Source organism: Qipengyuania flavescens (genome assembly GCF_029688735.1).
Classification (GTDB): Bacteria; Pseudomonadota; Alphaproteobacteria; order Sphingomonadales; family Sphingomonadaceae; genus Qipengyuania.
In genome coordinates this window covers 85,906-111,012 of record NZ_JARULD010000003.1, presented here as the reverse complement: position 1 = coordinate 111,012, position 25,107 = coordinate 85,906, and the positions used below count along the sequence as shown (strand labels likewise).

Annotated in this window: 27 protein-coding genes and 1 pseudogene; 13 read left to right on the top strand and 15 right to left on the bottom strand. The window is 59.9% G+C overall.

The features are described 5' to 3' along the window. The gene (locus tag P8R33_RS10345; protein ID WP_278328902.1) at positions 1-2,712 is read left to right on the top strand and encodes a conjugal transfer protein TraG N-terminal domain-containing protein; all 2,712 of its coding nucleotides are present in this window, start codon (positions 1-3) and stop codon (positions 2,710-2,712) included. On the opposite strand, the gene P8R33_RS10340 is transcribed toward P8R33_RS10345, so the two are convergent. After that, positions 2,713-2,913, bottom strand: coding sequence for a hypothetical protein (locus P8R33_RS10340; RefSeq protein WP_278328901.1), 201 nt, complete (start codon positions 2,911-2,913; stop codon positions 2,713-2,715). Positions 2,914-3,101: 188 nt separating this feature from the next. Here P8R33_RS10340 and P8R33_RS10335 point away from each other — a divergent pair, with 188 nt between their 5' ends. Together P8R33_RS10335 and P8R33_RS14820 are read left to right on the top strand one after the other, a co-directional pair. Beyond that, positions 3,102-3,422, top strand: a complete 321-nt coding sequence (locus P8R33_RS10335; RefSeq protein WP_278328900.1) for a helix-turn-helix domain-containing protein — start codon at positions 3,102-3,104, stop codon at positions 3,420-3,422. After that, positions 3,419-3,703, top strand: a pseudogene (locus P8R33_RS14820) (HipA N-terminal domain-containing protein); the annotation flags it as partial. The gene P8R33_RS10335 and the pseudogene P8R33_RS14820, both read left to right, overlap by 4 nt. 23 nt (positions 3,704-3,726) lie before the next feature. On the opposite strand, the gene P8R33_RS14815 reads toward P8R33_RS14820, so the two are convergent. The 11 genes from P8R33_RS14815 to P8R33_RS10280 form a co-directional block, all read right to left on the bottom strand. Next, complete coding sequence (locus P8R33_RS14815; RefSeq protein ID WP_446532509.1) at positions 3,727-4,800, bottom strand: hypothetical protein; 1,074 nt, start codon at positions 4,798-4,800, stop codon at positions 3,727-3,729. A 149-nt stretch (positions 4,801-4,949) separates the two neighbouring features. After that, positions 4,950-5,222 carry a hypothetical protein gene (locus P8R33_RS10325; protein WP_278328898.1) on the bottom strand — a complete coding sequence of 91 codons (273 nt, stop codon included), beginning with the start codon at positions 5,220-5,222 and terminating at the stop codon, positions 4,950-4,952. 149 nt (positions 5,223-5,371) lie between these two features. Beyond that, positions 5,372-6,043, bottom strand: a complete 672-nt coding sequence (locus tag P8R33_RS10320) for a DUF2231 domain-containing protein (protein ID WP_278328897.1) — start codon at positions 6,041-6,043, stop codon at positions 5,372-5,374. Between the two features lie 91 nt (positions 6,044-6,134). Then, a complete protein-coding gene (locus P8R33_RS10315; RefSeq protein WP_267900630.1) occupies positions 6,135-6,269 on the bottom strand; it encodes a hypothetical protein in 135 nt (44 codons plus the stop codon). Positions 6,270-6,273: 4 nt separating this feature from the next. Further along, entirely contained in the window at positions 6,274-7,005 is a 732-nt protein-coding gene (locus P8R33_RS10310) for a PepSY domain-containing protein (protein WP_009823988.1), read from the bottom strand. 27 nt (positions 7,006-7,032) lie between these two features. Then, positions 7,033-7,551 carry a YybH family protein gene (locus tag P8R33_RS10305; RefSeq protein WP_009823989.1) on the bottom strand — a complete coding sequence of 173 codons (519 nt, stop codon included), beginning with the start codon at positions 7,549-7,551 and terminating at the stop codon, positions 7,033-7,035. A gap of 24 nt (positions 7,552-7,575) precedes the next feature. Then, positions 7,576-8,889 (bottom strand): copper resistance protein B, encoded by a 1,314-nt coding sequence (locus tag P8R33_RS10300; protein ID WP_278328896.1) that lies wholly within the window; start codon positions 8,887-8,889, stop codon positions 7,576-7,578. Next, the gene (locus tag P8R33_RS10295; RefSeq protein WP_054522842.1) at positions 8,886-10,694 is read right to left on the bottom strand and encodes a copper resistance system multicopper oxidase; all 1,809 of its coding nucleotides are present in this window, start codon (positions 10,692-10,694) and stop codon (positions 8,886-8,888) included. Before P8R33_RS10295 ends, P8R33_RS10300 begins: the two co-directional genes overlap by 4 nt. Before the next feature lie 55 nt (positions 10,695-10,749). Next, entirely contained in the window at positions 10,750-11,310 is a 561-nt protein-coding gene (locus tag P8R33_RS10290; protein ID WP_278328895.1) for an RNA polymerase sigma factor, read from the bottom strand. A gap of 6 nt (positions 11,311-11,316) precedes the next feature. Next, on the bottom strand, positions 11,317-11,751 hold the full coding sequence (locus P8R33_RS10285; RefSeq protein ID WP_008603940.1) for a Spy/CpxP family protein refolding chaperone: 435 nt from the start codon (positions 11,749-11,751) through the stop codon (positions 11,317-11,319). 3 nt (positions 11,752-11,754) lie between these two features. Beyond that, positions 11,755-12,051: a hypothetical protein gene (locus P8R33_RS10280; RefSeq protein ID WP_066761572.1), complete on the bottom strand. Its 297-nt coding sequence runs from the start codon at positions 12,049-12,051 to the stop codon at positions 11,755-11,757. Positions 12,052-12,201: 150 nt separating this feature from the next. Between P8R33_RS10280 and P8R33_RS10275 the strand changes: the two genes are divergently transcribed. The 10 genes from P8R33_RS10275 (at position 12,202) to P8R33_RS10230 (ending at position 19,994) form a co-directional block, all read left to right on the top strand. Next, positions 12,202-12,888 carry a class I SAM-dependent methyltransferase gene (locus P8R33_RS10275; protein ID WP_229660409.1) on the top strand — a complete coding sequence of 229 codons (687 nt, stop codon included), beginning with the start codon at positions 12,202-12,204 and terminating at the stop codon, positions 12,886-12,888. After that, positions 12,885-13,349: a DUF411 domain-containing protein gene (locus P8R33_RS10270; RefSeq protein ID WP_160673288.1), complete on the top strand. Its 465-nt coding sequence runs from the start codon at positions 12,885-12,887 to the stop codon at positions 13,347-13,349. Before P8R33_RS10275 ends, P8R33_RS10270 begins: the two co-directional genes overlap by 4 nt. A gap of 203 nt (positions 13,350-13,552) precedes the next feature. After that, on the top strand, positions 13,553-13,834 hold the full coding sequence (locus P8R33_RS10265; protein ID WP_054527892.1) for a DUF5676 family membrane protein: 282 nt from the start codon (positions 13,553-13,555) through the stop codon (positions 13,832-13,834). A gap of 249 nt (positions 13,835-14,083) precedes the next feature. Further along, a complete protein-coding gene (locus P8R33_RS10260; protein ID WP_123880436.1) occupies positions 14,084-14,734 on the top strand; it encodes an AlbA family DNA-binding domain-containing protein in 651 nt (216 codons plus the stop codon). A gap of 282 nt (positions 14,735-15,016) precedes the next feature. Then, a complete protein-coding gene (locus P8R33_RS10255; protein ID WP_278328894.1) occupies positions 15,017-16,366 on the top strand; it encodes an APC family permease in 1,350 nt (449 codons plus the stop codon). Next, a complete protein-coding gene (locus P8R33_RS10250; RefSeq protein ID WP_278328893.1) occupies positions 16,363-16,776 on the top strand; it encodes a potassium channel family protein in 414 nt (137 codons plus the stop codon). The genes P8R33_RS10255 and P8R33_RS10250 overlap by 4 nt, the downstream gene beginning before the upstream one ends. Further along, positions 16,773-17,300, top strand: coding sequence for a DUF305 domain-containing protein (locus P8R33_RS10245; RefSeq protein WP_182849627.1), 528 nt, complete (start codon positions 16,773-16,775; stop codon positions 17,298-17,300). Before P8R33_RS10250 ends, P8R33_RS10245 begins: the two co-directional genes overlap by 4 nt. Beyond that, positions 17,297-17,785, top strand: a complete 489-nt coding sequence (locus tag P8R33_RS10240) for a DUF6692 family protein (RefSeq protein WP_278328892.1) — start codon at positions 17,297-17,299, stop codon at positions 17,783-17,785. The genes P8R33_RS10245 and P8R33_RS10240 overlap by 4 nt, the downstream gene beginning before the upstream one ends. Positions 17,786-17,893: 108 nt before the next feature. After that, positions 17,894-18,598, top strand: coding sequence for an NAD(P)-dependent oxidoreductase (locus tag P8R33_RS10235; RefSeq protein WP_278328891.1), 705 nt, complete (start codon positions 17,894-17,896; stop codon positions 18,596-18,598). A 43-nt stretch (positions 18,599-18,641) separates the two neighbouring features. Then, the gene (locus tag P8R33_RS10230) at positions 18,642-19,994 is read left to right on the top strand and encodes an MBL fold metallo-hydrolase (RefSeq protein WP_278328890.1); all 1,353 of its coding nucleotides are present in this window, start codon (positions 18,642-18,644) and stop codon (positions 19,992-19,994) included. A gap of 688 nt (positions 19,995-20,682) precedes the next feature. Here the strand turns inward: P8R33_RS10230 and P8R33_RS10225 are convergent. From P8R33_RS10225 to P8R33_RS10215, 3 genes are all read right to left on the bottom strand, one after another. After that, positions 20,683-21,084 (bottom strand): hypothetical protein, encoded by a 402-nt coding sequence (locus tag P8R33_RS10225; protein ID WP_156323799.1) that lies wholly within the window; start codon positions 21,082-21,084, stop codon positions 20,683-20,685. A 556-nt stretch (positions 21,085-21,640) separates the two neighbouring features. After that, positions 21,641-22,303, bottom strand: a complete 663-nt coding sequence (locus tag P8R33_RS10220; RefSeq protein ID WP_119511738.1) for a peroxiredoxin — start codon at positions 22,301-22,303, stop codon at positions 21,641-21,643. A 136-nt stretch (positions 22,304-22,439) separates the two neighbouring features. Further along, positions 22,440-25,025, bottom strand: coding sequence for an NAD-dependent epimerase/dehydratase family protein (locus P8R33_RS10215; protein ID WP_278328889.1), 2,586 nt, complete (start codon positions 25,023-25,025; stop codon positions 22,440-22,442). Between the last annotated feature and the right edge of the window lie 82 nt (positions 25,026-25,107).

The following is a 25,107-nucleotide window of genomic DNA, read 5'->3' as shown; positions in this document are numbered from 1 at the left end:
ATGGTCGAGATTTTCACGGTCGGCGGCGGCGAGTACATCGTCAACGTCCTCAACGCCGTTGCCGCCTGGACCGGTGCGGGCGGCTACAAGAGCCTCATTCAGGTCGCGCTGGTCATGGGCATGGTGCTCGCGGTCATAGTGGTCGCGTTCAACCAGGACTGGCGTGCCTGGCTCAACTGGTTCCTCGGCGCGACGCTTATCTACATGTGCTTGATGGTGCCGCGCATGGACGTCCATGTGACCGACCGGGTCAATCCCAGCCTTGCACCGGCAACGGTGGCCAATGTCCCGCTCGGGCTCGCCCTGATGGCAAGCTTCACCAGCCAGGCGGGGGACTATCTGACCCGCTCTGCCGAGCTTGTCTTCGGCCTACCCGACGACCTCAACTACTCGAGGAACGGCATGATCTATGGCGCGCGGCTGCTTGAATCGACGCGCAGCTTGCGCATTTCCGATCCGGAGTTTGCTGCGAACTTCGATGAGCATGTCCGGCAATGCGTGTTCTACGATCTGCTTCTCGGCCGCTACTCGATGAAGGAGCTGTCCGAAAGCGACGATATCTGGGCGACGATCGCACCGGGCAGCGCGGCGCGCGCGCAAAAATTCCTGACCCGGCAGGCCGACGACAGCGTGACGGCCTCGATCATCACCTGCCGTGAAGCCTACACCGCGCTGTCGGGTCAGTGGGCGAGCCTCATTGACGATATGACGCTTATTGCGGGGCGTCAGCTCTATCCGCGCCAGACCGAAGCGCTCGCCAAGGCCAAGCTCATGGCCGACCTCCCGATTGCCTATCAGTATCTCACCGGCATCTCGCGCAGCGCGAGCGACATCTTCCGCCAGGTGCTGACGATCAATGCCATGAACCAGGCTATGCACGGCTTTGCCGGGGCGAGCGGCACGGGCAGTATCGACGTCTTCGCGCAGACCCGGGCAGATATTCAGACCGAGCGGACCTATTCCTCGATCGCGCACAACGCGATGAAATGGGTCCCGATCCTCAATGTCGTGCTGACAGTGGTGTTCTACGCGCTGTTCCCTGTCCTGTTCCCGCTGTTCCTGGTGCCGCGGACCGGACCCATTGCATTGAGAGGCTACGTCACCGGCTTCTTCTACCTTGCGGCGTGGGGACCGCTCTTCGTCATCCTGCACATGATCCTGATGTTCAAAGGCGCGGGCGATGTCGCCGCCGCTGGCGGCAGCACGGGCCTCAGCCTCGCGACCTTTGCCGGCATGAGCGACGTCAACAGCGATATCGGCATCCTGGCGGGCTATCTTGTCGCCTCGATCCCTTTCCTTGCCGGCGGGGTGGCACGTGGTGCGCTGGCGATTTCGGGCCAGGCAACGAGTTATCTCAACCCAAGTCAGAACGCGGCCGAGGAAGCCTCGCGCGAAGCGAGCACCGGCAATGTCTCACTAGGCAACTCGAACATCGACAATTCGACGGTGTTTTCCCGCCAGTTTGCGCAGGGCAATCTGGCACCCAACATCGCCTATGGCGCGGCACAAACGCGTGGTTTCAGCGATAGCGGCACGCAGACTACCAGCTTCCCCGATGGCGAGTTCGCTGCTGTCCCGAATTCAAGCTATCCGTTCACACCGACGCTGGGGCAGGACTTCACCGGACGCCTCGGAACGATGGCTAGCCAGAGCCGAACGCAGAGCGAGACCTATGCCAACCTCGCCCAGCAATCGACGAGCTCTGCGCTCACCCGGTTCAGCGAGATCCGCAACGCCTACAGCCAGGGTCAGAGCTCCGACACAGTCAGCGGCGTCGGCACGAACGACAGCATCGGCACGGCATTCAGCGAAGTCGACAATGCCTCAAGGACGCTCCAGCAGCAGTTCGGCCTTTCCCGGCGCGCCTCCGACGACATTACGATCTCATGGTTCCTCAATGGCGAGGTAAGTGGTGGGGCTGGAGCCAATGTTGGCGTAGCTCAAGTGGGTGCCAAGGCCAGAGGTGGCCGCAACCAGTCATGGACAGACAGCGATATCGGAATCGCTTCGGAAGACCGCGGCAGGATCATGGGAACGCTGCGCCAGCTTTCCGACAGTCGCAACTGGTCGAACACGCGTGAAGGCTTTCTGCGCGAGACGAGCTCGAGCTCGGTATCGCAGGTATCGACCAGCTCGTCGGGTCTCAGCCGATCGCTGACCGAAGCCGAAAGCTACACGCGAGAGGCGCGTCGGGCCGAAGAGATGGCCAGCCGCCTCGAGAACCAAGCCAGCTGGTACGAGGCCAACAGTGCCGCAGGCACGCTGAACCTGAGCCAGGCTTATCGCGAATGGGGCATGGCCGAGATCGAAGCCAATCGCGACTATTACGGGCCGGTGCGCTTCGACGACATCGAGTTCCAGATGAGCGCGCGCGGCCAACAGCTGCAATCGCGGTTTGTCGAAAGCTATGCCGATCGGCTGCAGGACGACATCGAAGCCGACCTTTCATTGCCGGACTTCGCTCCTGTCAGCCGCCCGGGGATCGGTAGTGCGGGGCAGGTGCGAGCTAGGGGAGCTGTAGGTTCTGCGGGTGGTCCCTCAATGCCCGATGCTCCTGATCGATCTGACATCACGGATGAGGTCGAACGGGTTCGCCAGCAGGGTCGTGGAAGGATTGGTACCGTTCGAGGTTACCTGGACCGCCAAACGCAGGGCGCCACAGGTGCAAGCGAGGAAGCGGCTGATGAGGTGAAGGAGTGGGGCAATAGGTGATTACAGGATCACGTCCTGCACAATCACAAAGACGACGAAACCGATTAAAATGAACGCAGCGGCGAGGATCACTGCTCGAGCCCATCGATCGGCCCAGGCCTTCTTCCAAGAGTATGACGTGAGGCGATTTTCAGAGATGGCGCGGTCGATCTCTCGTAGGCCCTTCCAGTCACTCTCGTTGTGACCTTTCTCGTCTTTCATTTTCATCACTCCGACCTACATAAAGTAGCAAATTTGATGCATTATCGTTGATAAGCCAATTTACGTCTCGATATTGACACATTAAGCGCCTTCATGTAAAGACGCAAAATCGCTACACAACGCTCCATATTGGAGATAATGTCTCGATAATGCCACATTATGATTCACCAGATCTGCGCCCTCTCTCGGTGCTGCTATCCGACCTCGGGAAGCAGATCGAAGCGTATCGCATATCACGCAATCTCAAGCAGGCCGAACTTGCGGAAATGGCGGGCATCTCGCGTTCAACGCTCGCCCGCCTGGAAGCCGGCAATGGCGGAACCATCGATAGCCTTGCCAGGATAATGCGTGCACTTGAAATTGAAGACCGCCTTCTGGATGTCATGCCGGACGCCAAGCTGAGCCCGCTCGATCCCCGGTCCGACAACGGCAAGGCGCGGCAAAGGGTGCGCAAGTCTTCTGAAGGCGAGGCTGGCGAGGAATGGAGCTGGGGTGACGAGGCCCCATGACGCGTGCCGTAGTCAATCTCTGGGGTCGTCAGATCGGCGCCGTCCTGTGGGATGAGGATCGCGATGTCGGGGTTTTCGAATACACTCCGGAATTCAGCCGCAGCGGTATCGAAGTCGCCCCGCTGACAATGCCCTTACGAAGCGGCGTCTACGATTTTCCCGCGCTGAATTACGAGACCTTCAAAGGGCTGCCGGGCATGCTGGCCGACAGCCTGCCCGACAAGTTTGGCAACGCCCTCATCAACCGCTGGCTTGCCGAGCAGGGCCGCACAGCCGACAGCTTCGATCCGGTCGAGCGCCTTTGTTACACTGGTCGCCGAGGCATGGGCGCGCTCGAATTCGAACCTGCCACCGGTGAGCGCCGTGAACAGGGTCGGCCGGTCGATATCGCGCCGCTTGTCGAGCTCGCCAACTGGGTCATTGCCGCGCGTGAAGAGCTACCCAAACCCTTCGCCTCGGACGCGACAGGCTGGCTATCGAACATCTCGGCATAGAATTCCCTGAGGGACCGGACCTGATTGGCCGTGAACTCAACCTGCAGATCGAGCACGATGTTCGCCAGAGCATGCGCGTTCTTGAGCGCCTTCTCCAGCGCATCGCCTTCCAGCGGAGCACCATCTGATCGGGCTTCTAATTTGCCATGAGCGAAGAGGCTGGCGACCGTGCAGAGTATCGCAGCGTTGGGCCAGCCATAGGGCTTGACCTCGAACTTCTCGACGATCGCCTTGACCGAAGTGCGAACACCGGTGCGAACATTGCCTTGCGCAAAGTTGAGAACTTCCTGCTCGGCCTCGGTCAGGTTACTGCCTCCCGAAATCAGGGCACCCTCATTGGTCTGCCTCAGGAAGCGTCCGATATCAGTCTCGGCATAGGTCGCGCCGCGCAGCATCGGCAGATTGGTGTAGACCTTGTCGATCAGCGTCTGGAATGCGCGCCGGACCCTAGCTTGCGGATCTTCGCCGCGCAAATCCAGCTCTTCTCCGCGAACGTACAACTGCGCTTCCGCGATCAGAGTTCTCGCCCGAGTTGAAAGATCCCTGTAGCGGTTCGCGTTCTGCTGCCCCTTCTCACTAATGATCCGTTCGATTGAGGCCTGAGGGGCGGTCGCCCTAGTCTGACGGACATACTTCTCAGTCTGCTTGTACATCACCAGGTCACGGGCGAAGCGGTCGTCTGCCTTGACCAGGATCACCAGTTCGTCGCTTGACATGCTGGCCATCCGCAGCGCCTCAGCATTGCCGCTATGCTCGTGGAAGGGCGTAATTACATTGATCGAAAGCTCGTAATCCCGCCCTTGAAGACGATCGTCGAGCTTACGTGCAAACGAGTAGTCGTGGGACGCTCCGTCGTGGCGAATCTTACGGTCCTTGGTCTTCACGCGGGGTTCCAGAACGGCCCCATGGGCACCTGCGACCCGCAGGGCTTCGGGGGGAGGCGGGGCCGTCCTTTTCTGATGTCCGGATTTTCGTCACGATTGCTTGCAGACGATTTCTCCTGACTATCCTGACTGATGGGCCATGCGCCGGATTACATGCCTTCCATGTCGTGATCGGCCATCGAGGACATGTCATGGCCGGCATGGGGATCGGCGGGCGGGGTCGCCTCGCTCTCGGGTTGCGCGCGCGGTGCCGGCGCGGCGGATGTGGCAGTTGCACGTGGTACCGGAGAGGCAGCTCGCCGAGACGCGGGCGCGGCAGCATCGCCTGTCGAAAGAGCGTCCTGACGTGCGGCCGCTGCCTCATTTTCGGAGGGAGAGGTTGCCGGGTCTGCAAGACCCGCCTCGGGTGCCGTGCCAGGCATCACCGCAGTTCCGCCCATAGGCGAAACCTCAGCAGCCGGTGTGCTCTCCTGCGCTTGGTCACAAGCGGCGAGAGCGAACGTCAATGGCGCGGTCGCGAGAAATGCTATCGCGGTGTTCGATTTCAGAATTCGCATGTTATTCAACTCCTTCAGAGACACGAAACGCCAAGATGGTCCGGTCCGTGCGCGAGCTCGCCGCCAAGGAACCCCTGGATGAGAACGAGTGCCGCCATGGAGAAGATCGACGCGCGCAACCATGCGCGGCTCTGGCTCGGCCTGCTCGCGAGGTATGCCATCGCAATACCGAGAACCGCGATCAGCATACCGGTCCATCGATGGACTTGCATGACAGTATCGCCGCCGAACCACAGACCGGTGTGAATCCATCCGAACAGAACTGCGACGACTGCGCCGATTGCTCCGCCGTAGACGAGTACGCGCACCGCACTTTCCAGGCCCGCTCCTTTCCGGCGCATCACGAACAATTCGGTGGCCGCAGCCATGAAAAACAAGGCGATCGGGAAGTGGATCGTTGCCGGATGCAGCTTTTTCAGTACGGCCATGACGCCGGTTTCGCTCTCATCCGCATGGCCACCGGCCTCGTCATGGGCTGCGCCCGCTTCATCGTGCGCGCCGGAGGACTCGCCAGCATCCGCAGTCTCGCCCATCTGCGCCATGGCCGCCTGGTCGTGCACATCGCCATTGGTGGCAGCAGGCGCGGCGCTCGCCTCTTCGCCGTGCTTTTCGTCGCCATGAGCCTGAACGGGTCCGACGAAGAGCAGGCTTGCGGCGAGCAGCGCCAGAAATGAGGGGGCTTTCATGTCTCGTATGTCTCCCGACCCTGCAGTTAAAGTGCGACCTATGTGCCTGATACGCACGGCAGCCGCGTGCCCCTCGCATTAATTTGATAGTTCAGCGCGACTGAAGTGCGCCCGGGTGGTCACGCTTGCTGGCGGCATCATCGCGATCGTCGAACGCATTCGGCTCCTGGCCGCGTTCGGCCTGGCGAACGAGGGTAAGGCGTTCGCCCACGCGAATAAGCCCCATGGGCTCAGGCGAGCTTGCTCTTCTTTGCGCGGCGGCGCAGCCTCGGCATCCGGTTCGCCAGCAGGACGAAACCCGACAGGGCTATGATCGTGCCGCCAATGCCGAACAGCAGCAGCCACCAACTGTTGATGCGGTCGCGCTCGGTCCAGTCCATGATGTGGAGGCCCCAGATGAAATCGAACAGGCGCCATGTATCGCTGCGCGCCGCCCCGAGCGTGCCGCTGGCGGCATCGATGTAGATGCGCGTCGAAGCCTCGTCAGCATAGGTGACCTGCCAGGCCGGAAAAGGGCCGCGAAACTCGGTTCCGATGGGGTCATCGACGATCCGTGCGGCCTCGATGGTCGTGCGCGGCCCGGTCCATGCGCGCAAGGCGATGGATTTTGCCGTTGCCGCCGAGATGGGGGAGAGTTTACGCCCAGTCACCGGATCGTGGAGGCTCACGCTACCGTCAACCTTGCGGACCTCGGTCACGGCATCGCCGTCGAGCGAACGTGTCGTTACCGCTGCAAGAGTACCGTCGTTTGCGACCCAGGCCGGGAGCGGGGCATCGGCGGGCAGCGCCTCTTGTTCACGCGAAACGACATGTTCGGAGCGAACTTCTTCCAGGTCGAGAAACGACATGAGGGCGCCGGTTCCCATCCACAAGAGAACCTGGACACCGACGAAAATCGCCAGCCATTTGTGGATCTTGCTGCCGAGCACATGCAGGCGCAGCTTCAGCGACGGCGTTGCCAACCGGTGCTACCTCTTCGAAAGCCGTAATCAGTTGCGCGGCGCGCGCGACGAGGAATGGTACTGGACGATTCTCCACCCGTCCGCATCGTGAGCAAGCACCGATGTCGCCACGCCGTCGCGCTCGATCACCCGGCCATCGCTAAGTTCGATGCGATAGCCATACGTCTCATAGGCATGGGCCATGTGCCCCATCCGGGTGACGGTCAGCGTGGGGTCGGTAAAGGTGAAGCTCACAATCGCGTCGAGCTCGGGGCCCAAATGGTGCTCCATGTAATTGGCAAAGCTTCCTTCGGCCTTGCCATTCTCGAAGATCGCCGAGTCCTCGGCGAAGAGCGCGCGCATTGCCTGCGCGTCGCGCGCTTCAAGAGCGGTGCGATAGGCCTTGAGGGTTTCTTCAGCGCCCGCGACATCGTCCGCCGAAGCGTCCATCGCGTGCATCTGATGGTTCGCATGGGAAGAGTGGTCCATCTGCTGCGCGAAGGCTGGCAGCGGTATCAGCGTGGCAACAAGCGCAGTCGCCGCGATGCGTGTCAAAGTCTTGGTCATGGAAGTTCTATCCTTTTTGAGATTTCAGAACCAGAATCGCACACCGACGACATAATTGGTGACGCTCGGATCCTCTCCGGCGGCCCGCGCAAAATCCGCGCTGTCGCCGATGCGCCATTCCTGGGAAACGCCGACATAGGGCGCGAATTCGCGTGCGAACTCGTAGCGAAGACGCAGACCTGCCTCGATCCGGTCGAGGCCAGCGCCAATGCCGAGTTCGGGAATATCCTGAGCGGAAAGTGCGATTTCGGCACGCGGTTGAAGGATCAGCCGCTGCGTGATGCGCTGATCAAGTTCGCCCTCAAAACGCGCCGTCACATCGCCCTTGGTGGAGACGAAGGCCGCGGCATCGACCTCGAACTGGTAAGGCGCGATCCCTTGGATACCGATAACCGCGTGCGTGCGTTCCGGACCGGTCAGGTCCTGGCGAACACCCGCCTGGAAATCGAAGAAGGGCGCAATGGCGCGGCTCCAGAGCGCCTGGACCTCGGCGCCTTCTATGGGTTCGCCGAAGCTGCCCTCACCCTCGGACTTGAACCAGAATTTGTCGATGTCGCCGCCATAATATCCCTGGATGTCCCACAGATATCCATCCTTCCCCTCGCGGGCGCGGTACTCGAGCCGGTCGCCCTGAAACCAGAAGCGCATTCCTCCGTCGGTCTCGCGGACAAGCTCGCGGCGCGCTTCGTTCATGGCTTCCTCGCCCCAGATGGCGACCGCCGCGCGCGCTGGGCCGCTCCCTGCTTCTGGAGGAGGCGGCAGCAGCGGGATATCATCGTCCGAGCCCATCTGCATCGCCGAATGGTCCATGCCCTGCCTGTCCTGCGAAGGCGTCTCCCCATGGTTCATCTGGCTGTGATCCATCTGCCCATGGTCCATCGACGAACTGGCCTCCGCCTGACCCATCTCGCCGTGATTCATCTGCGAATGATCCATCGCGCCTTCGCCGGGCTTGCCCTGCGGCATCGAGCCGTGATCCATTCCTTCATGACTTTCGGGCGATGCCTGTGGACGGGCAGCGTCCACAGGCATTGTCATGCCAGAATGGCCATCCTGAGCGGTCATCGCACCATGATCCATGGTTGAGTGATCCATCTGCGAGCGGTCCATGGCGGCTTCAGGTTGAGCAGCCGGTTCGCATGCTCCATCTGCAACCGGATGCCCCATCGCGCGATGGCGCTCGGCTTCTTCCTCGCACTTCGTCTTCGCGTCAGCCTGCGCCTCGGCGCTTTGCTGCGGCTCCGCCGGCGAATGACCGGCATGCTGCGCCGCCGCGGGGAAGGCGAGAACTGAGCCGGCTGCGACCGATGCGAGCAGGCTGACAATACGAATTTTCATGCTTCGCTCCCGTCGGGATTGGCGACCGTGACGATCTGAAACATCCCGGCATGCATGTGGTAGAGAAGGTGACAGTGGAAGGCCCAGTCGCCCGGCTCGTCCGCCGTCAGGTCGAACTGCGCGCTGCCACCCGGCTGCAGGATTACCGTGTGCTTGAGCGGTTGACGATCGGCCGGCGCGCCATTGACCAGCTCGAAGAAATGACCGTGCAAGTGAATGGGGTGCGCCATCATCGTGTCGTTGACGAGCTTCACGCGCACGCGCTCGTTATAGGCGAAACGGATCGGCTCGTCTGAGACGGCGGAGAACTTCTTGCCGTCGAACGACCACATGTAGCGCTCCATATTGCCGGTCAGATGAATTTCCATTCGCCGGGACGGCGTGCGGCCCTCGCGGTGTGGAGTCAGAGCGCGCAGCTTGCGATAGTCGAGCGTACGATGCGGCACATCGGCGAGACCGATGCCGGGATCGCCCATGCGGTCGACCGGGTTCATCGAGACCATGTCGAGACCGGGCCCGACCTTCACATCGGGCGGCAGAAGCGACGTGTCGCGCATCTGCATCCCCGACATGCCGGCCATGCCTGCCATCTCGGATTGGCCGGACGAACCATGATCCATCCCCGCCATGTCGCCGCCACTTCCGTGGTCCATGCCCGACATGCCGGCATCGCCAGACGAGCCGTGGTCCATGCCGCTCATGCCCATGTCGGCCATGGTCAGAAGCGGCGGATCGCGCAGCGGCGGAATGGCGGCGCGAGCGCCGGGTGCGCTCGCGAGTGTGGCAATACCCATGCCCGAGCGGTCCATCGACTCCGCGACCAGCGTGTAGGCTTGTTGCGCGCCCGGCGTCACGACGACGTCGTATGTCTCGGCCACACCGATCTGGAACTCGTCGACCTCCACCGGCTCGACGTTCTGCCCGTCCGCCTGAACGATGGTCATCGGCAGGCCGGGAATGCGAATATTGAAGAAGGTCATGGCGCCGGCATTGATGAAGCGCAGCCGCACGCGTTCGCCCGGGCGGAAGAGGTATTCCAGATTGTCGAGCGGGCCATGGCCGTTCAGAAGATAGGTATAAGCCGCGCTCGACACGTCGAGGATGTCCGTCGGCATCATGCGCATTTTCGCCCACATCCGGCGATCCTCGCCCGAAAGCGGGTAATCGTCGGTCCAGGTGTTCTGGTTGTAGTTGAAGTAGCCTTCGCCCTTCTTGAGCTTGTCGAAAATCGTGTGGGGCGACATTTCGCTGAATTCGCTCAGCACCACGATATATTCGCGGTCGGCCTGGACCGGATCGGGTCCGGCGGGGTCGACCACGATCGCGCCGTAATGCCCGGCCTGCTCCTGCAGGCCGCTATGCGAGTGCCACCAGTAGGTACCCGACTGGCGAACCGGAAACTCGGCGGTGAAGGTCTCTCCCGGTTTGACGCCGGGGAAGCTCACGCCGGGCACTCCATCGAGCTGAAACGGCACGAGCAGACCGTGCCAGTGGATCGAGGTATCTTCCTCGAGCTGGTTATGGACATTGAGCCGGACGGTCGTGCCTTCCTGCAATCGCAACAGCGGACCAGGAATAGTGCCATTGACGGCGATCGCGCCGCCGCGCCTGTTGCCGGTCGCGAAGGCCGATCGGGCAACGGTGAGGTCGATATTGGGGCCGGATATCTCGTCCAGCCCCTTGCGGGCGTTACCTGCGAGGATGTCCGCGCCCCGTGCCCAGGCAGGCATCGCCCCGGCAAGGCCGAGCAGACCCATTCCTCCTGCTCCGGCTCCGAGAAACTTGCGTCGATTGACGGCGATCATAAAGGGCTCCTGACGTGGCGTTTACCGTTACTTACGCGCGCGCCCAGCCAACCCCTCAAAGTTTTTCGAAGCGCTCCTTCAGCCTGTTGCGCGCGCGGTATACGCGGGTTTCGATCGCCTTTTCGGTCGTTCCGAGAAGATCGGCTGCCTCGGCCTGGCTACGCCCCTCGATGGTCACGAGCACGAGGGCTTCGCGCAGCCTTACGGGCATTCGTGCGATCTCGGCCTGAACGAGATTGAGCTCTTCCCTGGAAACGGCCAACGCTTCAGGACCCGGCAAATCGTCGGCGATGGAATGGAGTCCGTCATCACCCGACAGTCCGAAAAAGCCCGCGACCTTGCGCCTGCGCAAACGGTCCCGGCAGCGGTTGAGGACGACGGTTGTCAGATAGGGTCCGATCGGCTTGTCCGGATCGAGCCGATGGCGCGTCAGCCACACCGAAGCGAGGCTGTCCTGAACAACGTCCTCGGCCTGAGAAGGAGAGGAAAGCATGCGTGTCGCAAGCGCGAGAAGCCGACCGGTTTCATGCTCGACGAGTTGGCTGAAAGCCCGCTTGTTTCCAGCCCTCGCCTGCGAAACAAGGGCCTCATCCGGATTGTCGCCCGCCCCCGACATGGCGCTTCAGTCGCGCGGGTCGCGGGTCAGGGCGTCGGAGACCTTGCGGTCGAACTGGCGTTGCTGCTCGGGTTCGAGAATTTCACGCATGTCGAAGACATGGCGCACTGTTGCCTTCTGCAGATCGCCCATGCGTGCATGCACCTCGTCGATCGCGGCCGAGACCTCGGGGCCGTATTCATGCTCGTTTTCCATCGCCTGGGCGAGCCGGGCATTGGCTGCGCGCGCCGATCCTTCGAGCCGTGCCCTTTCGACAGCGAAACGGGCCTCGAGCGCATCGAGACGCTGCTCCTGGTCGGCCGTCAGGGTGAGCTCGTCGTGCACGAAATCGTGGAGGCCGGAGCCGGCCTCGTGATTGGCCCAGCGATCCGCGGCAATCGCGCCGAGGCATCCTGCAAGTGCTGCGAGAAGCACCGCGAGAACGATATGCGTCGTCTTCAAACCCTATTGCTCCACATGGAGGAGCGCCGATGGGGACAGCTGTTCGCCGAGGATAAGACCCTCGCCAAATGACGCGGAAGACGTGCCATAGCCGCCGGGCCAACCGCTCGTTCCGGCGCCAGCTCCAAGCCCGACGACGAACAGACCGACGAAAAGGGCCGTCCGGCGGCGTCGGTCGGCGATTTCGCCAAGCTGTCCGGCGCGCTGCCAAACGCCATCCATGAAGTCGGCTGGGACCTCGTTGGCGGCGGTGGTGGAAAGCGTTCCGAGCACCGCATCAAGAGAGTGATTGTCACGCATCCGAAAACTCCTGTGGGTTGCACGTGTCCTATACGCGCTCGCCTGCACAATCCCTTAAACTTCTTTTTTTGAGGGAATGTCCAGCGCCATACGTAACCGAGACGGGTCTGTCAGAATCGGGTCGAACCCGGGATGAATGGGAACCAGCTCGTGAACAATATCACCGCACCTGAAGATCACGGCGAATTTACGCCTCTTCTTGGCAAGAGCTTTCTGACGCCGCTTTACGACCGGGCGATCGGTCTGTTCACCCGCGAACATCTCTGGCGCCAAAGGATTGTCGAAGAGCTGCACCTTGTCCCCGGCGACCGGGTGATCGATGTTGGCAGCGGAACCGGCACTCTTCTCAAGGCCTTGATGACGGATTGTCCGGAAGCGGGTCTGATCGGTGTCGAACCCGACCCGGATGCGCTCGCGCTTGCGCGGCGCAAGTTTGGCGCGGGAGCCGATCTCGTGAAATGGCACAATGGCTTTCTCGAAAGCCTCAAGCTACCCGCAGGGTGGCAGCCGAACAAGATCGTCAGCAGCCTCGTCCTGCACCAGGTCCCCTTGCGCAAGAAGCAGACAATCCTGGAAACCATCGAAAGCTTGCTCGTGCCAGGCGGAACCGTGTTGATCTCCGATTATATGAAGCAGGATAGCCCACTCATGCGGAGCCTCTTCCGGGCGACCGTCCAGTCTCTTGACGGTATAAGCGACACGCAGCCCAGCGCCGACGGCGAAGTCGAAAAACTGTTCGCCGAAATCTTCACCGAGCCATGCCTGCTCCAACGGTTCCCGACGGCAACCGGGACGATCTCGCTATGGCGCGGATACAAGAAAGGAATTGCACAATGAATTTGAAAAAGCCTGCCCTGTTCCGGCGATCGATTAGCAGCGCGGCCTTGCTCGTGCTGGCAGCCTGTTCGAACGTGGCTCAGGCAGCGACCTATACGATGTTCCGGGATCCAGGATGTGGGTGCTGTCTCAACTGGGCAGGCCATGTCGAAGACGGGATGAACACGAAGGTGGCATCGGTCGACAGCAACGACATGGCGGCGATCAAGACCGCGCGGGGCGTACCCCAAGAGTTATGGTCATGCCATACGATGGAGGTCGATGGATACATCATCGAAGGTCACGTGCCTGCAGAAGCCGTCGCCAAGCTTTTGCGCGAACGGCCCGCCGGCGTTGCCGGCCTCGCGGTTCCGGGAATGCCGCTGGGATCTCCCGGCATGGAGGCAGGAGACCGGGTGCAGCCCTTCGAGGTCATCGCCTTTGGTTCAGCCGGACGGAGCGTCTTCGCGTCCTTTCCGTGAGTGTGTGGAACCACACCATGCGTCACCGTGAAAGGGATGAAGGTGATGAAGATTATTTGCGGGAAGCGACACAGAACCCGGTAAAACCGGGACAGGCGGTAAGAAGCCTATCGAATTCTCGCAGGGTCCGGGGCTGGCTGCCCCCACCGCCCCGGACCCGTCCAATTGCATGATTTCAGCACGCACGAAGTGGGAGAAATGCGATGGTAAAAGGATCAATCAAGAGCTCGATATTCGCATGGGGCTGGACGCTTAGCGTGTTCCTGCTTGTCAGCTATCTCCTTTGCATTGCCTTTGGAGTCCTCGCGCCCGAGCGTTTTCACATGCATGAAGCCTGGGCTCCGTTGCTGCCATGGTTCGAATGGCTAACGCCGCGCGGGTTCCTCGCCGGAGCGGTGGGGAGCTTTCTCTATGGCTGGTACATCGCACTCATCGCGGTTCCGCTCTATCGGTATTTCCGGAGACGAACTGGTAATTCGGTCTGATTTCCCGATGCCCTTCGCGGGACAAGACGTTTTGCATGCGAAGCCATTAGGCCGGTAGCCTGAAAAAACGAAAAAAGGGAATGCGCGATCTACAGGACAAAGCCTTCACATAGCGCTCGAACGCTAACCGCCCATGCGGTTCTTGGTGCTGCCCTCGGCATCACGATCCTCCATCCGGTAACCACCCTCGTCTTCTGGTACGAGTTCGGTCCGTCGCACGACACCGGCAGCAATACTGCCATTGGGTTCATGATCGGCCGGCTGGTAAATGCTTTCGCGTTCGAAATGCTTCCCATGAGCGCCATCTACGCGGTGATCGGCGGCGCCCTTGGTCTGGGATTTGGCATGTATCACATGCGGTTGGCGCGAGCTCAGTCCAAGGTACTTTTTCTCGAACGCGAACTCGACGAGGAATTGCCGCTTCTTATCGCACGCGGCGAGGGCGAGCGATTGGAATTCAAATCGTCCTTGCGGTGGGACAGGCGTGAGAACCGGGTCAACCGGTCACTCCAGCAGGTCGTACTCAAAACGGTTGCCGGCTTTCTCAACCATGAGGGCGGAACACTGCTTATCGGGGTTGGAGACGATGGGAACATCACTGGCATTGAAGCCGATATGCAGACACTCAAACATGCCAATCGGGATGGGTTCGAGCGCCTTGTGATGGACCTCGTGAAGGATGGTTTCGGCGGTCACGCGTGCGCTTTGGTCCATTGCCGTTTTCACGAAATGACAGAGAAGACGGTATGCCGGGTCATTGCTGAAAGGAGCGCTGATCCTGTCTACCTCGTAGAGGGAGGTACCGCGCGCCTGATGTTACGTATCGGAAACAGCACGCGTGAGCTCGACGTGCGCGAAGCGCAGGCACATTTGCGCAATCGATCCCCCGGTCGAGCTTAATCCGGCTGCTGGGCACGTCAGATTGATCGAACAGGGCCAGTTACCTCTCGCGAGACCTGCTAGAGAAAATTCACAGTGGGCCACCCTGGCGATACGCGTCGCCTCCTATCGACGCACCTTGTGCTGAGAGAAGCCTCGCGAAAAGCGGACTCCCTATCTTGCCAAACCGCCCCCTGGGGCAGGCGCGCACCATGTCGAAACTTTTTTGAGGGGTGAGGCGCTACGCAACGTACTGTCTGGCGTGATGTTTCTCGGACGGGAGGACATCGACAGGGGAAAGACTTGCAGACAGATGGCGACGATCAACATAACGAGAGTGCGGCCTCGATAACATTGCTGGGCGGCGTCGCGATGGGAACCGGCGTCATGATCGGCGCCGGTATCTTCGCACTGACTGGCCAGATTGCCGAACTGGCTGGACCGCTATTTCCGCTTTCGTTTATTGCCGGCGCGCTGGTTACTTCGCTCGCCGCCTACAGCTACATCAAGATGTCGAACCGCTGGCCCTCCTCGGGCGGCATCGCGATGATCCTTCAGAAAGCCTACGGACCAGGCGTCGTGGCAGCCTCGGCATCGCTCCTGATGGCGCTGTCGATGGTCATCAACGAAAGCCTGGTCGCTCGAACCTTCGCGACCTATGCCTTGCGGCCCTTTGGGCTCGAGAGCAGCGGCATTCTGGTTTCCGTCGCGGCACTGGCGCTCATCGTCTTCGCCTATTTCGTGAATGCCGCCGGCAACAAATCGGTCAGCGGATTTTCGCTCATTATGTCGGCGATCAAGATCGGCGGCATCGCCCTGTTCGCGATTGCGGCGATCTGGGCCAGCGGATTTTCGGACGGTGCCTTCTCAGAGCCGGTCGCGCTTTCGGGCCTCGACGCGCTGCTCGCGTCGGTCGCCTTCTCGATCCTTGCTTTCAAAGGTTTCACCACCATCACCAACAGTGGCGGTGAAATCATCAATCCGCACCGGAATGTCGGTCGAACCATAATCATCTCGATCGCAATATGCGTGGTCGTCTACCTCCTTGTCGCGGTGGCGGTCGGTGCCAGCCTCAGCGCGTCAGAAATAGCTGAGGCGCGCGATTATTCGCTTGCGGCGGCTGCGCGCCCCGCGCTCGGAGAGCTTGGCTTCTATTTCACAGTCGCAATCGCGATCGCAGCCACGACCTCGGGTGTCATCGCCAGTGTTTTCGCCGTTTCGCGAATGCTGACGATGCTGACCGAGATGAAGATGGTCCCGCATAGTCATTTTGGCATGAGCGGGCCGATCCGCAGTCACATGCTGGTCTATACTGTTGTTGTCGCAGGCACGCTCGCGGTCCTGTTCGATCTTTCGCGGATCGCCTCGCTCGGAGCGTTTTTCTATCTCGTAATGGATATGCTCGTGCATTGGGGCGTGCTGCGCGGTTTGCGGGAAGAGATTGGCGCGCGTGCCTGGATCCTCTGGTCGGCGCTCGTGGCGGACGGCGTAGTCCTGACAGCTTTTGCCCTCGCCAAGCTCGAAACCGACCCTGCGGTCGTCGCCTATGCGGTCGCAGGCATCGCCGCAGTGTTCGGAGCCGAATGGTTCTATCTCCGTCGAAATCCCGCGCTTCGTGAAATGCCTGCCACTCACGATGGAGATTATAGATGATCGCCGCAGTTGTGCTCGCCATTGCACTTTTTCTGGCTTCGGTCGGCGCGCATCTGTCGATTCTCGGTGTCGGGCATCGCATGCTCGACGCACGCCGAAATTTCTCTGCCAAGCTTGGTGTCGCGCTTCTCGTCCTGGCATCGCACCTGCTTGTCGCGACGCTTTTCGCTGGCGGTTTCTGGCTGGGCGCGGAGCTGGGCCTCGGCGGGTTCGACAAGACGCCGACGATGAGTGCGATGGACTATTTCTATTTCTCGCTGATCAACGTGACCACACTGGGGCTCGGCGACATCTACCCGACCGAGCACTTGCGCGTCATTGCCGGCGTCGAAGCCTTGACCGGCTTCGCGCTCATCAGCTGCTCGGCACAATTGTTCTGGACCATGATGAAGGAAGGAGAAAACGCATGACTGAAAGCACATCCCACTCGGATAAGGGAGGGGGCGGCAACTACTGGCGGTTCATGGCCATGGTATCGACCTCGACCGTGATCATGTTCTTCCTGATGTACGCCAACAGCTTCGACATGGACGACGTGTTCTGGAGCGAGACGCGCTTCTGGATGATGTTCGTCATGGGCGCGACGATGATGGTGGTCATGCTTCTCTTCATGTGGGGCATGTACAAGGACCGGACCAAGAACTTCATCATCCTGGGTGTCGGAGCCCTCGTCTTCGCGCTCGCGCTATGGCTCGTACGCAGCCAGACAACGGTCGACGACACCGAATACATGGCCGCGATGATCCCGCATCACTCGATCGCGATCATGACCAGCGAGAGAGCGAGCCTGAAGGATCCGCGGGTTCGCGAACTTGCGCAGGCCATCATCGTCGCGCAGCGGCGTGAGATCGCCGAGATGAAATATCTCATCCAGGACATCGAGGAGAACGGTCCGCGCACCGAAGAGCGCCTGCCCGAGGAGATGCAGCAATGAACAAGATCGCACTTCTGACTCTTGCAGCCCTTCCGCTGGCGGCCTGCAATACCAACACCGCGATCGGTAATGACCGCGAAGCACAGCTCGATCCTCCGGCAACGGCAGCTCCGATAGAGAGCGCTGCGAGCGCTCTTGCCAATCTCAGCCCCGGCCTCATGCTGCCCGAGACCATGAGCGACGCGGACCTCGCCGCGCTGGGAGCCGAGAACACGTGCCAGTTCCGCCTGACCGAGGTCGCGTTCCCGTCATTCGTCTACGACAACAGCGGTCGCGGGGCGATCAAGATCAATGGCAAACTGATCCCCGTGACGGCAAGCGGCTCGGAAGAGTATGCGGATGGTGAGCTTCGTATCCGTACGCGCCTTCTCGATGACGAAGGAGACGCTGGCCTGCAGATGCAGGAGCTCATCGTCGCCGGCCCCCGGATGAAGGACGAGTTCGGGTTCTGGGGGTACACGACCTGCGGCAACAGCGAAGCGTGAACACGAGCGAGCGGGCGCCGGCTTCCGTCGGTGCCTGCTCCATGATCATGATCGGCCCGGCACGCGCGGCCGAATTTATAATGAGGTGCTACAGTGGAAGCTGAGCCTGTGAGCGATGCAGCCCCCCTTGCGGTCTTCGGTGCCGGAGGAAAGACCGGCACGGAAATATTGCGCCATGCGGTCCGCAAGGGCATCGCGGTACGAGCGTTCGAGCACACCTTGCCCGAACCATCGGACCGGGCCGACAATGTCGAGTACCTCCAGTGCGATGTACTCAATGACGACTTCAGCAGCGAGATCGAAGGTTGCCGTGCTGTTATTTCCGCACTCGGTATAGGATTTAGCCCATCCACGGCGATCGATCCGCCTCCGCTTTACACGGAGGGAACCCGCAGGCTTGTGGAAGCGATGTCGGCGACCGGCATTTCCCGGATCGTCGTGATATCGGCGGCGTTCGTAGAGCCGCAGCCCAGCGTTCCTGCATGGTTCGAGCTCACAGCAAGACCAGCCTTGCACAATATTCTCGAACAGATGCGTGTCATGGAAGATCTTCTGGAGCGCGCGAAAGGCCTGGAATGGACGGCGGCGCGACCGGGCTGGCTTCTCGACGAACCCTATACGGGCGAAGCCGTCATCTCCGACGAGCGTCTTGCCGAGGGTTGCTTTCGTTGCCGGCATGCCGACCTCGCGGCAGCGATGCTCGAATTCGTCTGCGAGAACACCTGGGTCAACGCCAAGCCCGCTATCGCCCGTCCAGAAGCAGACCGCTTCGAGAATGTCTCGGCACTCAAAGCCGAACTCGGGATCGACTAGATCGATGCGGACTTGCGGAAACATTCCAACAACGAGGTAAGATATGCTGCTTGAGAAGATAAAGACCCCCGGCCTTTCGCACCTTTCCTATCTGATCGGTTCGCAGGGCAAGGCAGCGGTCATCGATCCGCGCCGCGACTGCGAGATATATCTCGAGCGAGCCCGCGCCGAAGGGCTGGAGATCACGCATATCTTCGAAACGCACAGGAATGAGGATCTCATCACGGGATCGCCGGTACTGGCCAAAATGACCGGCGCCCGGGTTCTGCACGGTCCAAACCCTGCGGATGAGGTTGTGTTCGCCGACACCGCGCGAGAGGGCGATGTTTTCGAGATCGGTAAGATCAGGGTCGAAGTGCTCGAAACCCCCGGTCACACCGACGATCATCTCGCCTTCGTCTTTCACGACGACGATTATCCCGAAGGACCGGTCGGCGTGTTCACCGGCGATGCGCTCTTCGTGGGCGACGTCGGCCGAACCGATTTCTATCCCGAGCGCGCGCGGGAGGTCGCGGGCCTCCTGTACGATTCATTGCAAAAGATTTGCGCTCTGGGTGACCAGACAATCATATACCCGGCGCACGGTGCCGGATCAGTTTGCGGGTCCGAAATGGCAGACCGGGAATTCTCGACAATCGGCCATGAGCGGCGCAACAACCCGCGGCTGCGCATTGCTGACCGCGACGAGTTCATCAGGGCGAAGGTAGAAGAGCATCATTACCAGCCACCTTATTTTCGGCTAATGGAGCGGCTCAATCTCGAAGGCGCCAATGCCGCGCCGCGAGTCATGCGGCCAAGGCTTCTGGGGCTGGAAGACCTCGGCGAGAGCGGCGCCGATCACCTGGTCGATGTACGCGAGCCGCTCGCCTATGCCGCCGGTCATATGCAGGGTGCCGTGTGCCTTCCAGTGGGAATGATACCCGCCTTTGCCGGGTGGTTCATCAGCGAAGGCGACACGATAGCCCTAATCGCTTCCGAAGAAGACGAGCTCGCTCAAGCTATGGCGCATTTGGTGCGCATTGGTCTCGATAATATTGTCGGCGGTTATGTCGGCGTGATCCCAGCCGCCGCACAGGGCAAAGCGATGCAAAGTATTGCCATGATCGACACCGAGGAAGTCGCACGCAGGCTCGCTGAGGACAGCGAAGATTGGACCTTGCTCGACGTGCGCGCCCTTGACGAACGGCAGCAAGGCAGCATCGATGAATCCGAACATGTCTATGTCGGCGAGCTCAACACCCGCTGGAAAGAGCTCGATCGCGACCGTCATTACACTTTGATGTGCGCCAGCGGCATGAGGGCGAGCGTAGCAGCGGGCTGGCTCGCAAGCCAAGGCTTCAAACACCTCGACGTCTATCTGGGCTCCATGGGCGCATGGACAAACGCGCAGGGCTAAAAAGCTGGAAAACCTCGAAAATGGCCAACCCGCGATCCCTTCAGGGCCGTGCGCGAAAGCTGTTTGGCCTACCGGAAGACACGCTGGTCTATCCTGCGCTTGATTGTGCAGGGGGGCGCGTCTCGACGATCATACAGGCAGGCAAACGCAACCCCCGCTTGAATGGCGATGTCTCACTTTTTCGAATTTCAGCAGATCAGGGCCGTGCTGGACCTGCCCTACCTTGAAAAAATCGACGTGGCCGTGCCTACCAATCTGAAATGCGGAAATTGCTCTGAAGATGCTGTCGAGCGACTGCACGAGCTCGGCGGGAAATCACCGCAGGGATAGGTTGGATTGCCTTGGCCACCGCGGAGCCATGTGCGGGCTATTGCGCGCTATCCGCATTCCCAATCATTTGAACGAACCGGGAGGCTATCATCAGAACCACATCGGGATGACAATCGAATTGGAGTCCTTCGGGATTGGGGAGCTTTTTTGAACCTGTCGCAATTAAGACCGCTTTTTTTTCGCTCGATTCCGAAAATGCTTCCCCTCGAACATTGCCAAGGCGCATTTGTCTGTAGGACGTTGCGCGCAGAAGATCGTCTGAACCCTCATTGTCCGGTGGCGCTTTATAGACCCCCGCAAAGTTTCGCTATCGCAGTAAAAGGAGCCAATCCGAGTGTCGTTCTCTCAGAACCTCGGATTACATAAATGCTTTCATGAGAGTTGGCTCGAAATAGCCCCAGGCGGCCGCGATGAAGCTCATCACGGTTGCAACCAGGAGCAAAATTATCTGACGGTTCTTGAGCCATTTAACTGCGGCCCGGGAGTGGCAATGACTCTTATGCCGATACTTGCGCAGAACAATGAGCCAACTAGCCGCCACCGCAATCATCGAAAATGCGGTCATTGGCCAATGGAGCGAACCCAGAGGTGCCAAAACACTGCTCAGGCTCGCACTCAGCCCGGCGGCAACCAGCACCATCGGTAGAATGCAGCAAGAGCAAGCTGCCAAAACAGCAGCCGAACTGCTTATGATGCTAACAACGGTCGTCTTGCCGTCGTGCAAAGGTAGTGGTTCGACAGCATGAGTCGGTTCGGCCATCAAGCGACTAGCAACCACGAACGGCCCTTACCCATATGAAGTCTTCAAATAGGTCTGCCATAGTACTCTTTCGAACAGAGGCTTCACACGCGAGGGTTCATTGTATTTCGCGGATGTGGCATAGCCCTCCACCAAATGAAGGTCGAGGTCAATTGCGTCAAACTTTCTGACAGCTCCTCAACCCCGTCACGCAGCTGAGGTGTCCAAGCTCGGCGGACGCCGCAGTCCTTTGACCAACATAGCCGCGCTCAACAGCTATTGTACCTGAGAGACGGAACCCCGCGCCAGGCTTGGGTGAAGCGCGGGGTTCCTGAACGGCCCCGGGACACCTGCGATCCGCAGGGTTCAGGGGGAGGTGGGGCAGCCATTCGATTAACGAGGAGAAAACCGATCAGGACCGGATTTGGTTTCACCGTACACCTAATCGCTTACGCTTCTTGCCAATCTATATATCGAACAGATAGATCCACTCGCAGGTGTGGCGACGCGCTCAAATTCTAGCATGAGCATGCTCTATTCACGCCGACATGCAATTGCTGGCAACCTGTTCGCGCAATTAGTCGATCGGTTCTTGGATCACACGCAAATACGGTTTCTTTTCGTCCCAGCCATCGGGATATTTGGCTTTCGCATCTTCGTCCGACAAGGAAGGCGGAATGATCACATCATCACCCTTCTGCCAATTAACCGGTGTCGCTACACCCTTGCGTTCGGTGAGTTGGACCGAATCCAGCAGCCGGAGCACTTCATCGAAATTCCGCCCGCTGCTCATCGGATAAAGCAGCATGGCGCGAATTTTCTTGTCTGGCCCGATGATATAGACAGCGCGGACGGTGGCGTTATCGGCTGCGGTTCGCCCATCTGCATTACCCGCTTCGTCGGCCGGCAGCATATTATAAAGCTTGGCGACCTGAAGGTCGCTGTCGCCGACCACGGGATAGTCGACCTTATTTCCACTCACCTCCTCGATATCGGGAAGCCAATCGCGATTATCCTGGCTGCTGTCGACCGAAAGGCCAATAATCTTGGTGTTGCGTTTGGCAAATTCCTCGCCAAGCCCGGCCATATAACCAAGCTCGGTCGTGCAAACCGGTGTAAATGCCTTGGGATGGGAAAAGAGGATTGCCCAGCTGTCACCCATCCAATCATGGAAGTGAATGTTTCCTTGTGTGGTCTGGGCTGTGAAATCGGGGGCTGTCGAGCCAATTGAAAGGGTCATGTAAAATACTCCTACTTATTTTGTGGGTACTCAGGGCACATTTCTAGCGATGCTCTGAGAAGAATGCGGGTCCGACCTCGTCTTCATCCTGTTCCTAAAGGACGAGCGCCAGATCCGCTTTGCTCGGGTCAACCGGTCATACGACAAACCGATCCCAGCCAGCATAATGCTCACCGCTACGCTTGCCTTGAGGCAGGCTCAGTCCGATCAAAAGCAGGCCGACCGCAACCGACGCCACCGTTCCGGCAGACGACGCTCCCGCTAGGAGGAATGGCGCTGCGACAAGCCAAGCACCTAATGCAGCGTTTATGAAGCGCAGGGTGCGCGCGACTTCCGCAGTCGCGATGATTGCCACCGTAATCACCAAAGCACCCACCACGTGATCGCTGTTGGCCATCGCCCCCTCGCTGCCAAGCGTTATCCTTGTCAGCATCAGCCAGGCTCCCAGAGCCGTGCTGGCCATCAGGGTCCACGGGAAGGTCACGCCGCGCACCGTGTTGTTCCAGATCGAGCGCGCATCGGTCATATAGTCGGTATCGTCGATTTCGCCGTGTGCCACCGCGCCGCCCTTGAAGAAGGTTCGGACGAGCGGTTTTCCTTCCTTTTTCGACCAGTAGAGATACTGCCCCATGGCGATGACTTCATCGAGAGAGAACGGGATCATGATAAGCATCGCAAGGGCAGCAATCAGCGCCGGCGTACTCCACGTTCCGATCACGATCGGCTGAATGATCACGAAATAGATACTCACCACACCCAGCGGAATGACCAGAATGCCGAAGAAGGTGACCATCCACGGCATGGTGCGCCAGCGTGCGCGGGTTCCCATGACCGCCATCAGGATTTCAAGCACATAGCTGACCGCTCCAAGCCCGGCATCCGGGATCGGCCAGGCCTTGGATACATCTGAAGTGATGATTTCCTCTGTACCGTTCTTGGGATCTGCGAGCAATCCGGAGAAAAACGGCTCCCACGCCATATCGATATGGCCAAGCTGGTAGGAGGTGAGCATGCGCGATATCAAAAGGCCGATAATGCCCATCGCAACAATCGGGAATCGCTGGGCATCGGTCGAGGGACTGTAGGTCCACCCGGGCGGGATGGACTTCTTGTCCATCATCCCTTCCATGCTCATTCCGGGCATCATCGGCACCAGCACGGAAAATGCGATTGCCAATGTACCGACAAGCATATTGGTCAGATATTGGGCCGCGCTCGGACTCCAGAAGAACAAGGGCGCGAAAAGCAGCCAGATACCGATAAAGGCTGTCGCCCACTGTCCTAGCCATGCGGTACGCTTCGAAAGCGACATGGCGCCGAAAATCATCAATGCGATCCCGCTCAGCATATCGCTCAGAGCAAGAGCGTTGGCCCGCCATTCGATCGACGGCAAACCCCGCTCAAGAGTGACCGCTACGACCGACGCACGGGCAGTATCGGCGGATACGACGTCATAAACACCCGGACTTGCAGCAAGCCAGAGGCCGAGTCCGATGACAGCAAACTGCGTCCAGCGGGTACCGCGCTGGGGTCCGTCCATATGCCGCATATCGCCGTCCATATTGTTCATGTCGCCGTCCATCTGGTGCCCATCATGCGCTATATCGGTGTCTTGCGATTGAGGTCGCGCCGGTTCGGTCTTCTCTGCGTCCGAACGCTTTGGATGCCAGGCCACGCGGGACGTGTTCAGCTTGTTCGTTTCATACCAGTCCTGCGGGTCGGCTTTCAACGCGTCGATGATGATCGGAAGTGTGTCGCGGAGCGAGTGCTCTGGCTCCCACCCCAGCAGGTTCCGGGCACGTGAAATATCAAGAATGTAATGGGCGTTGGCGTCATCGACCATCCACTGCTTGACGAAGCCTTCATGGCCAAGGACTTCTTCCTCAACCCACGTGCCCAGTTTCGCCACGCTCTTTGGAATGCGCACTGTCGTCCATTCCTTGCCGTGGATCTGGCAATGGACGATGTCCTGTATCTCGGCATAGCCCAGCGTTTCGGGCTCGCCGACAAGTATCGGCAAATCGTCCTCGAGGTCAGCGCGACGCGCGATAGTCTGCTCGACCGCCTTGATCAGATCTTCAAGATGCAGTGCCGATTGTGCAGCGCACAACATCCCCGGATACAGATGCGCCGACACGCGGTGCTCATAGACGCCGGCAATCTGTTCGGCGAGAAAGGCGGAATGCCCCTTGTCGTCGTAGACCCCGGCAAACCGCAGGAACACAACCGGAATGTCGCCACGGTTCTCGCGCAGTACCTGTTCCGCATCGGCCTTCGATTGAGGGTAAGGCCACGTCGGTCCAAGCGGACTGGATTCGTCGATACGTACGCCCGGCAGCGGTTTGGGCTCGTGTACAAGCATCGAGCTTGCATAGATGAACTGTTCGACATCGAAGTCCTGCAGTGCCGTAATCAGCCTGCGCGACCCTTCAACATTGACATTGGTGTACAGCGGGTTTGGCTCGCCCGTGATGTCGAAATAGGCAGCCAGGTGAATGCAAGCTGCAATCGTGTTTGAATGCGCGGCACGCACATTGGTCAAGGCGTCGACAACCGACGCTTCGTCCGCGAGGTCGATGGCGTATGAGGCTTCTAGTCCGGGAACGTCTTTCGCGACCGAGCGATCGAGGCCGATGATGCGGTACTGGTCGCTCAACCGATCAACCAAAGCGCGCCCAATGTATCCGCTTGCACCGGTTATCAGGACGACGCCTCTAGCCATAATCTACTCCATCGCGTTGATCTTGGGATTACTCTTCAAGACAGAACCGTCCTCGCGGGAGGACGGTCCTGCAGCTGCCCTC

What these genes read in the sequence shown, in the direction of transcription:
- P8R33_RS10345 (WP_278328902.1), top strand. Translation starts at nt 1, where the DNA reads ATGGTCGAGATTTTCACGGTCGGCGGCGGCGAGTACATCGTCAACGTC.
- P8R33_RS10340 (WP_278328901.1), bottom strand. Translation starts at nt 2,913, where the DNA reads ATGAAAGACGAGAAAGGTCACAACGAGAGTGACTGGAAGGGCCTACGA.
- P8R33_RS10325 (WP_278328898.1), bottom strand. Translation starts at nt 5,222, where the DNA reads ATGCCTGGCACGGCACCCGAGGCGGGTCTTGCAGACCCGGCAACCTCT.
- P8R33_RS10320 (WP_278328897.1), bottom strand. Translation starts at nt 6,043, where the DNA reads ATGAAAGCCCCCTCATTTCTGGCGCTGCTCGCCGCAAGCCTGCTCTTC.
- P8R33_RS10315 (WP_267900630.1), bottom strand. Translation starts at nt 6,269, where the DNA reads ATGGGGCTTATTCGCGTGGGCGAACGCCTTACCCTCGTTCGCCAGGCC.
- P8R33_RS10305 (WP_009823989.1), bottom strand. Translation starts at nt 7,551, where the DNA reads ATGACCAAGACTTTGACACGCATCGCGGCGACTGCGCTTGTTGCCACG.
- P8R33_RS10300 (WP_278328896.1), bottom strand. Translation starts at nt 8,889, where the DNA reads ATGAAAATTCGTATTGTCAGCCTGCTCGCATCGGTCGCAGCCGGCTCA.
- P8R33_RS10295 (WP_054522842.1), bottom strand. Translation starts at nt 10,694, where the DNA reads ATGATCGCCGTCAATCGACGCAAGTTTCTCGGAGCCGGAGCAGGAGGA.
- P8R33_RS10290 (WP_278328895.1), bottom strand. Translation starts at nt 11,310, where the DNA reads ATGTCGGGGGCGGGCGACAATCCGGATGAGGCCCTTGTTTCGCAGGCG.
- P8R33_RS10280 (WP_066761572.1), bottom strand. Translation starts at nt 12,051, where the DNA reads ATGCGTGACAATCACTCTCTTGATGCGGTGCTCGGAACGCTTTCCACC.
- P8R33_RS10270 (WP_160673288.1), top strand. Translation starts at nt 12,885, where the DNA reads ATGAATTTGAAAAAGCCTGCCCTGTTCCGGCGATCGATTAGCAGCGCG.
- P8R33_RS10265 (WP_054527892.1), top strand. Translation starts at nt 13,553, where the DNA reads ATGGTAAAAGGATCAATCAAGAGCTCGATATTCGCATGGGGCTGGACG.
- P8R33_RS10260 (WP_123880436.1), top strand. Translation starts at nt 14,084, where the DNA reads ATGATCGGCCGGCTGGTAAATGCTTTCGCGTTCGAAATGCTTCCCATG.
- P8R33_RS10250 (WP_278328893.1), top strand. Translation starts at nt 16,363, where the DNA reads ATGATCGCCGCAGTTGTGCTCGCCATTGCACTTTTTCTGGCTTCGGTC.
- P8R33_RS10245 (WP_182849627.1), top strand. Translation starts at nt 16,773, where the DNA reads ATGACTGAAAGCACATCCCACTCGGATAAGGGAGGGGGCGGCAACTAC.
- P8R33_RS10240 (WP_278328892.1), top strand. Translation starts at nt 17,297, where the DNA reads ATGAACAAGATCGCACTTCTGACTCTTGCAGCCCTTCCGCTGGCGGCC.
- P8R33_RS10230 (WP_278328890.1), top strand. Translation starts at nt 18,642, where the DNA reads ATGCTGCTTGAGAAGATAAAGACCCCCGGCCTTTCGCACCTTTCCTAT.
- P8R33_RS10225 (WP_156323799.1), bottom strand. Translation starts at nt 21,084, where the DNA reads ATGGCCGAACCGACTCATGCTGTCGAACCACTACCTTTGCACGACGGC.
- P8R33_RS10220 (WP_119511738.1), bottom strand. Translation starts at nt 22,303, where the DNA reads ATGACCCTTTCAATTGGCTCGACAGCCCCCGATTTCACAGCCCAGACC.
- P8R33_RS10215 (WP_278328889.1), bottom strand. Translation starts at nt 25,025, where the DNA reads ATGGCTAGAGGCGTCGTCCTGATAACCGGTGCAAGCGGATACATTGGG.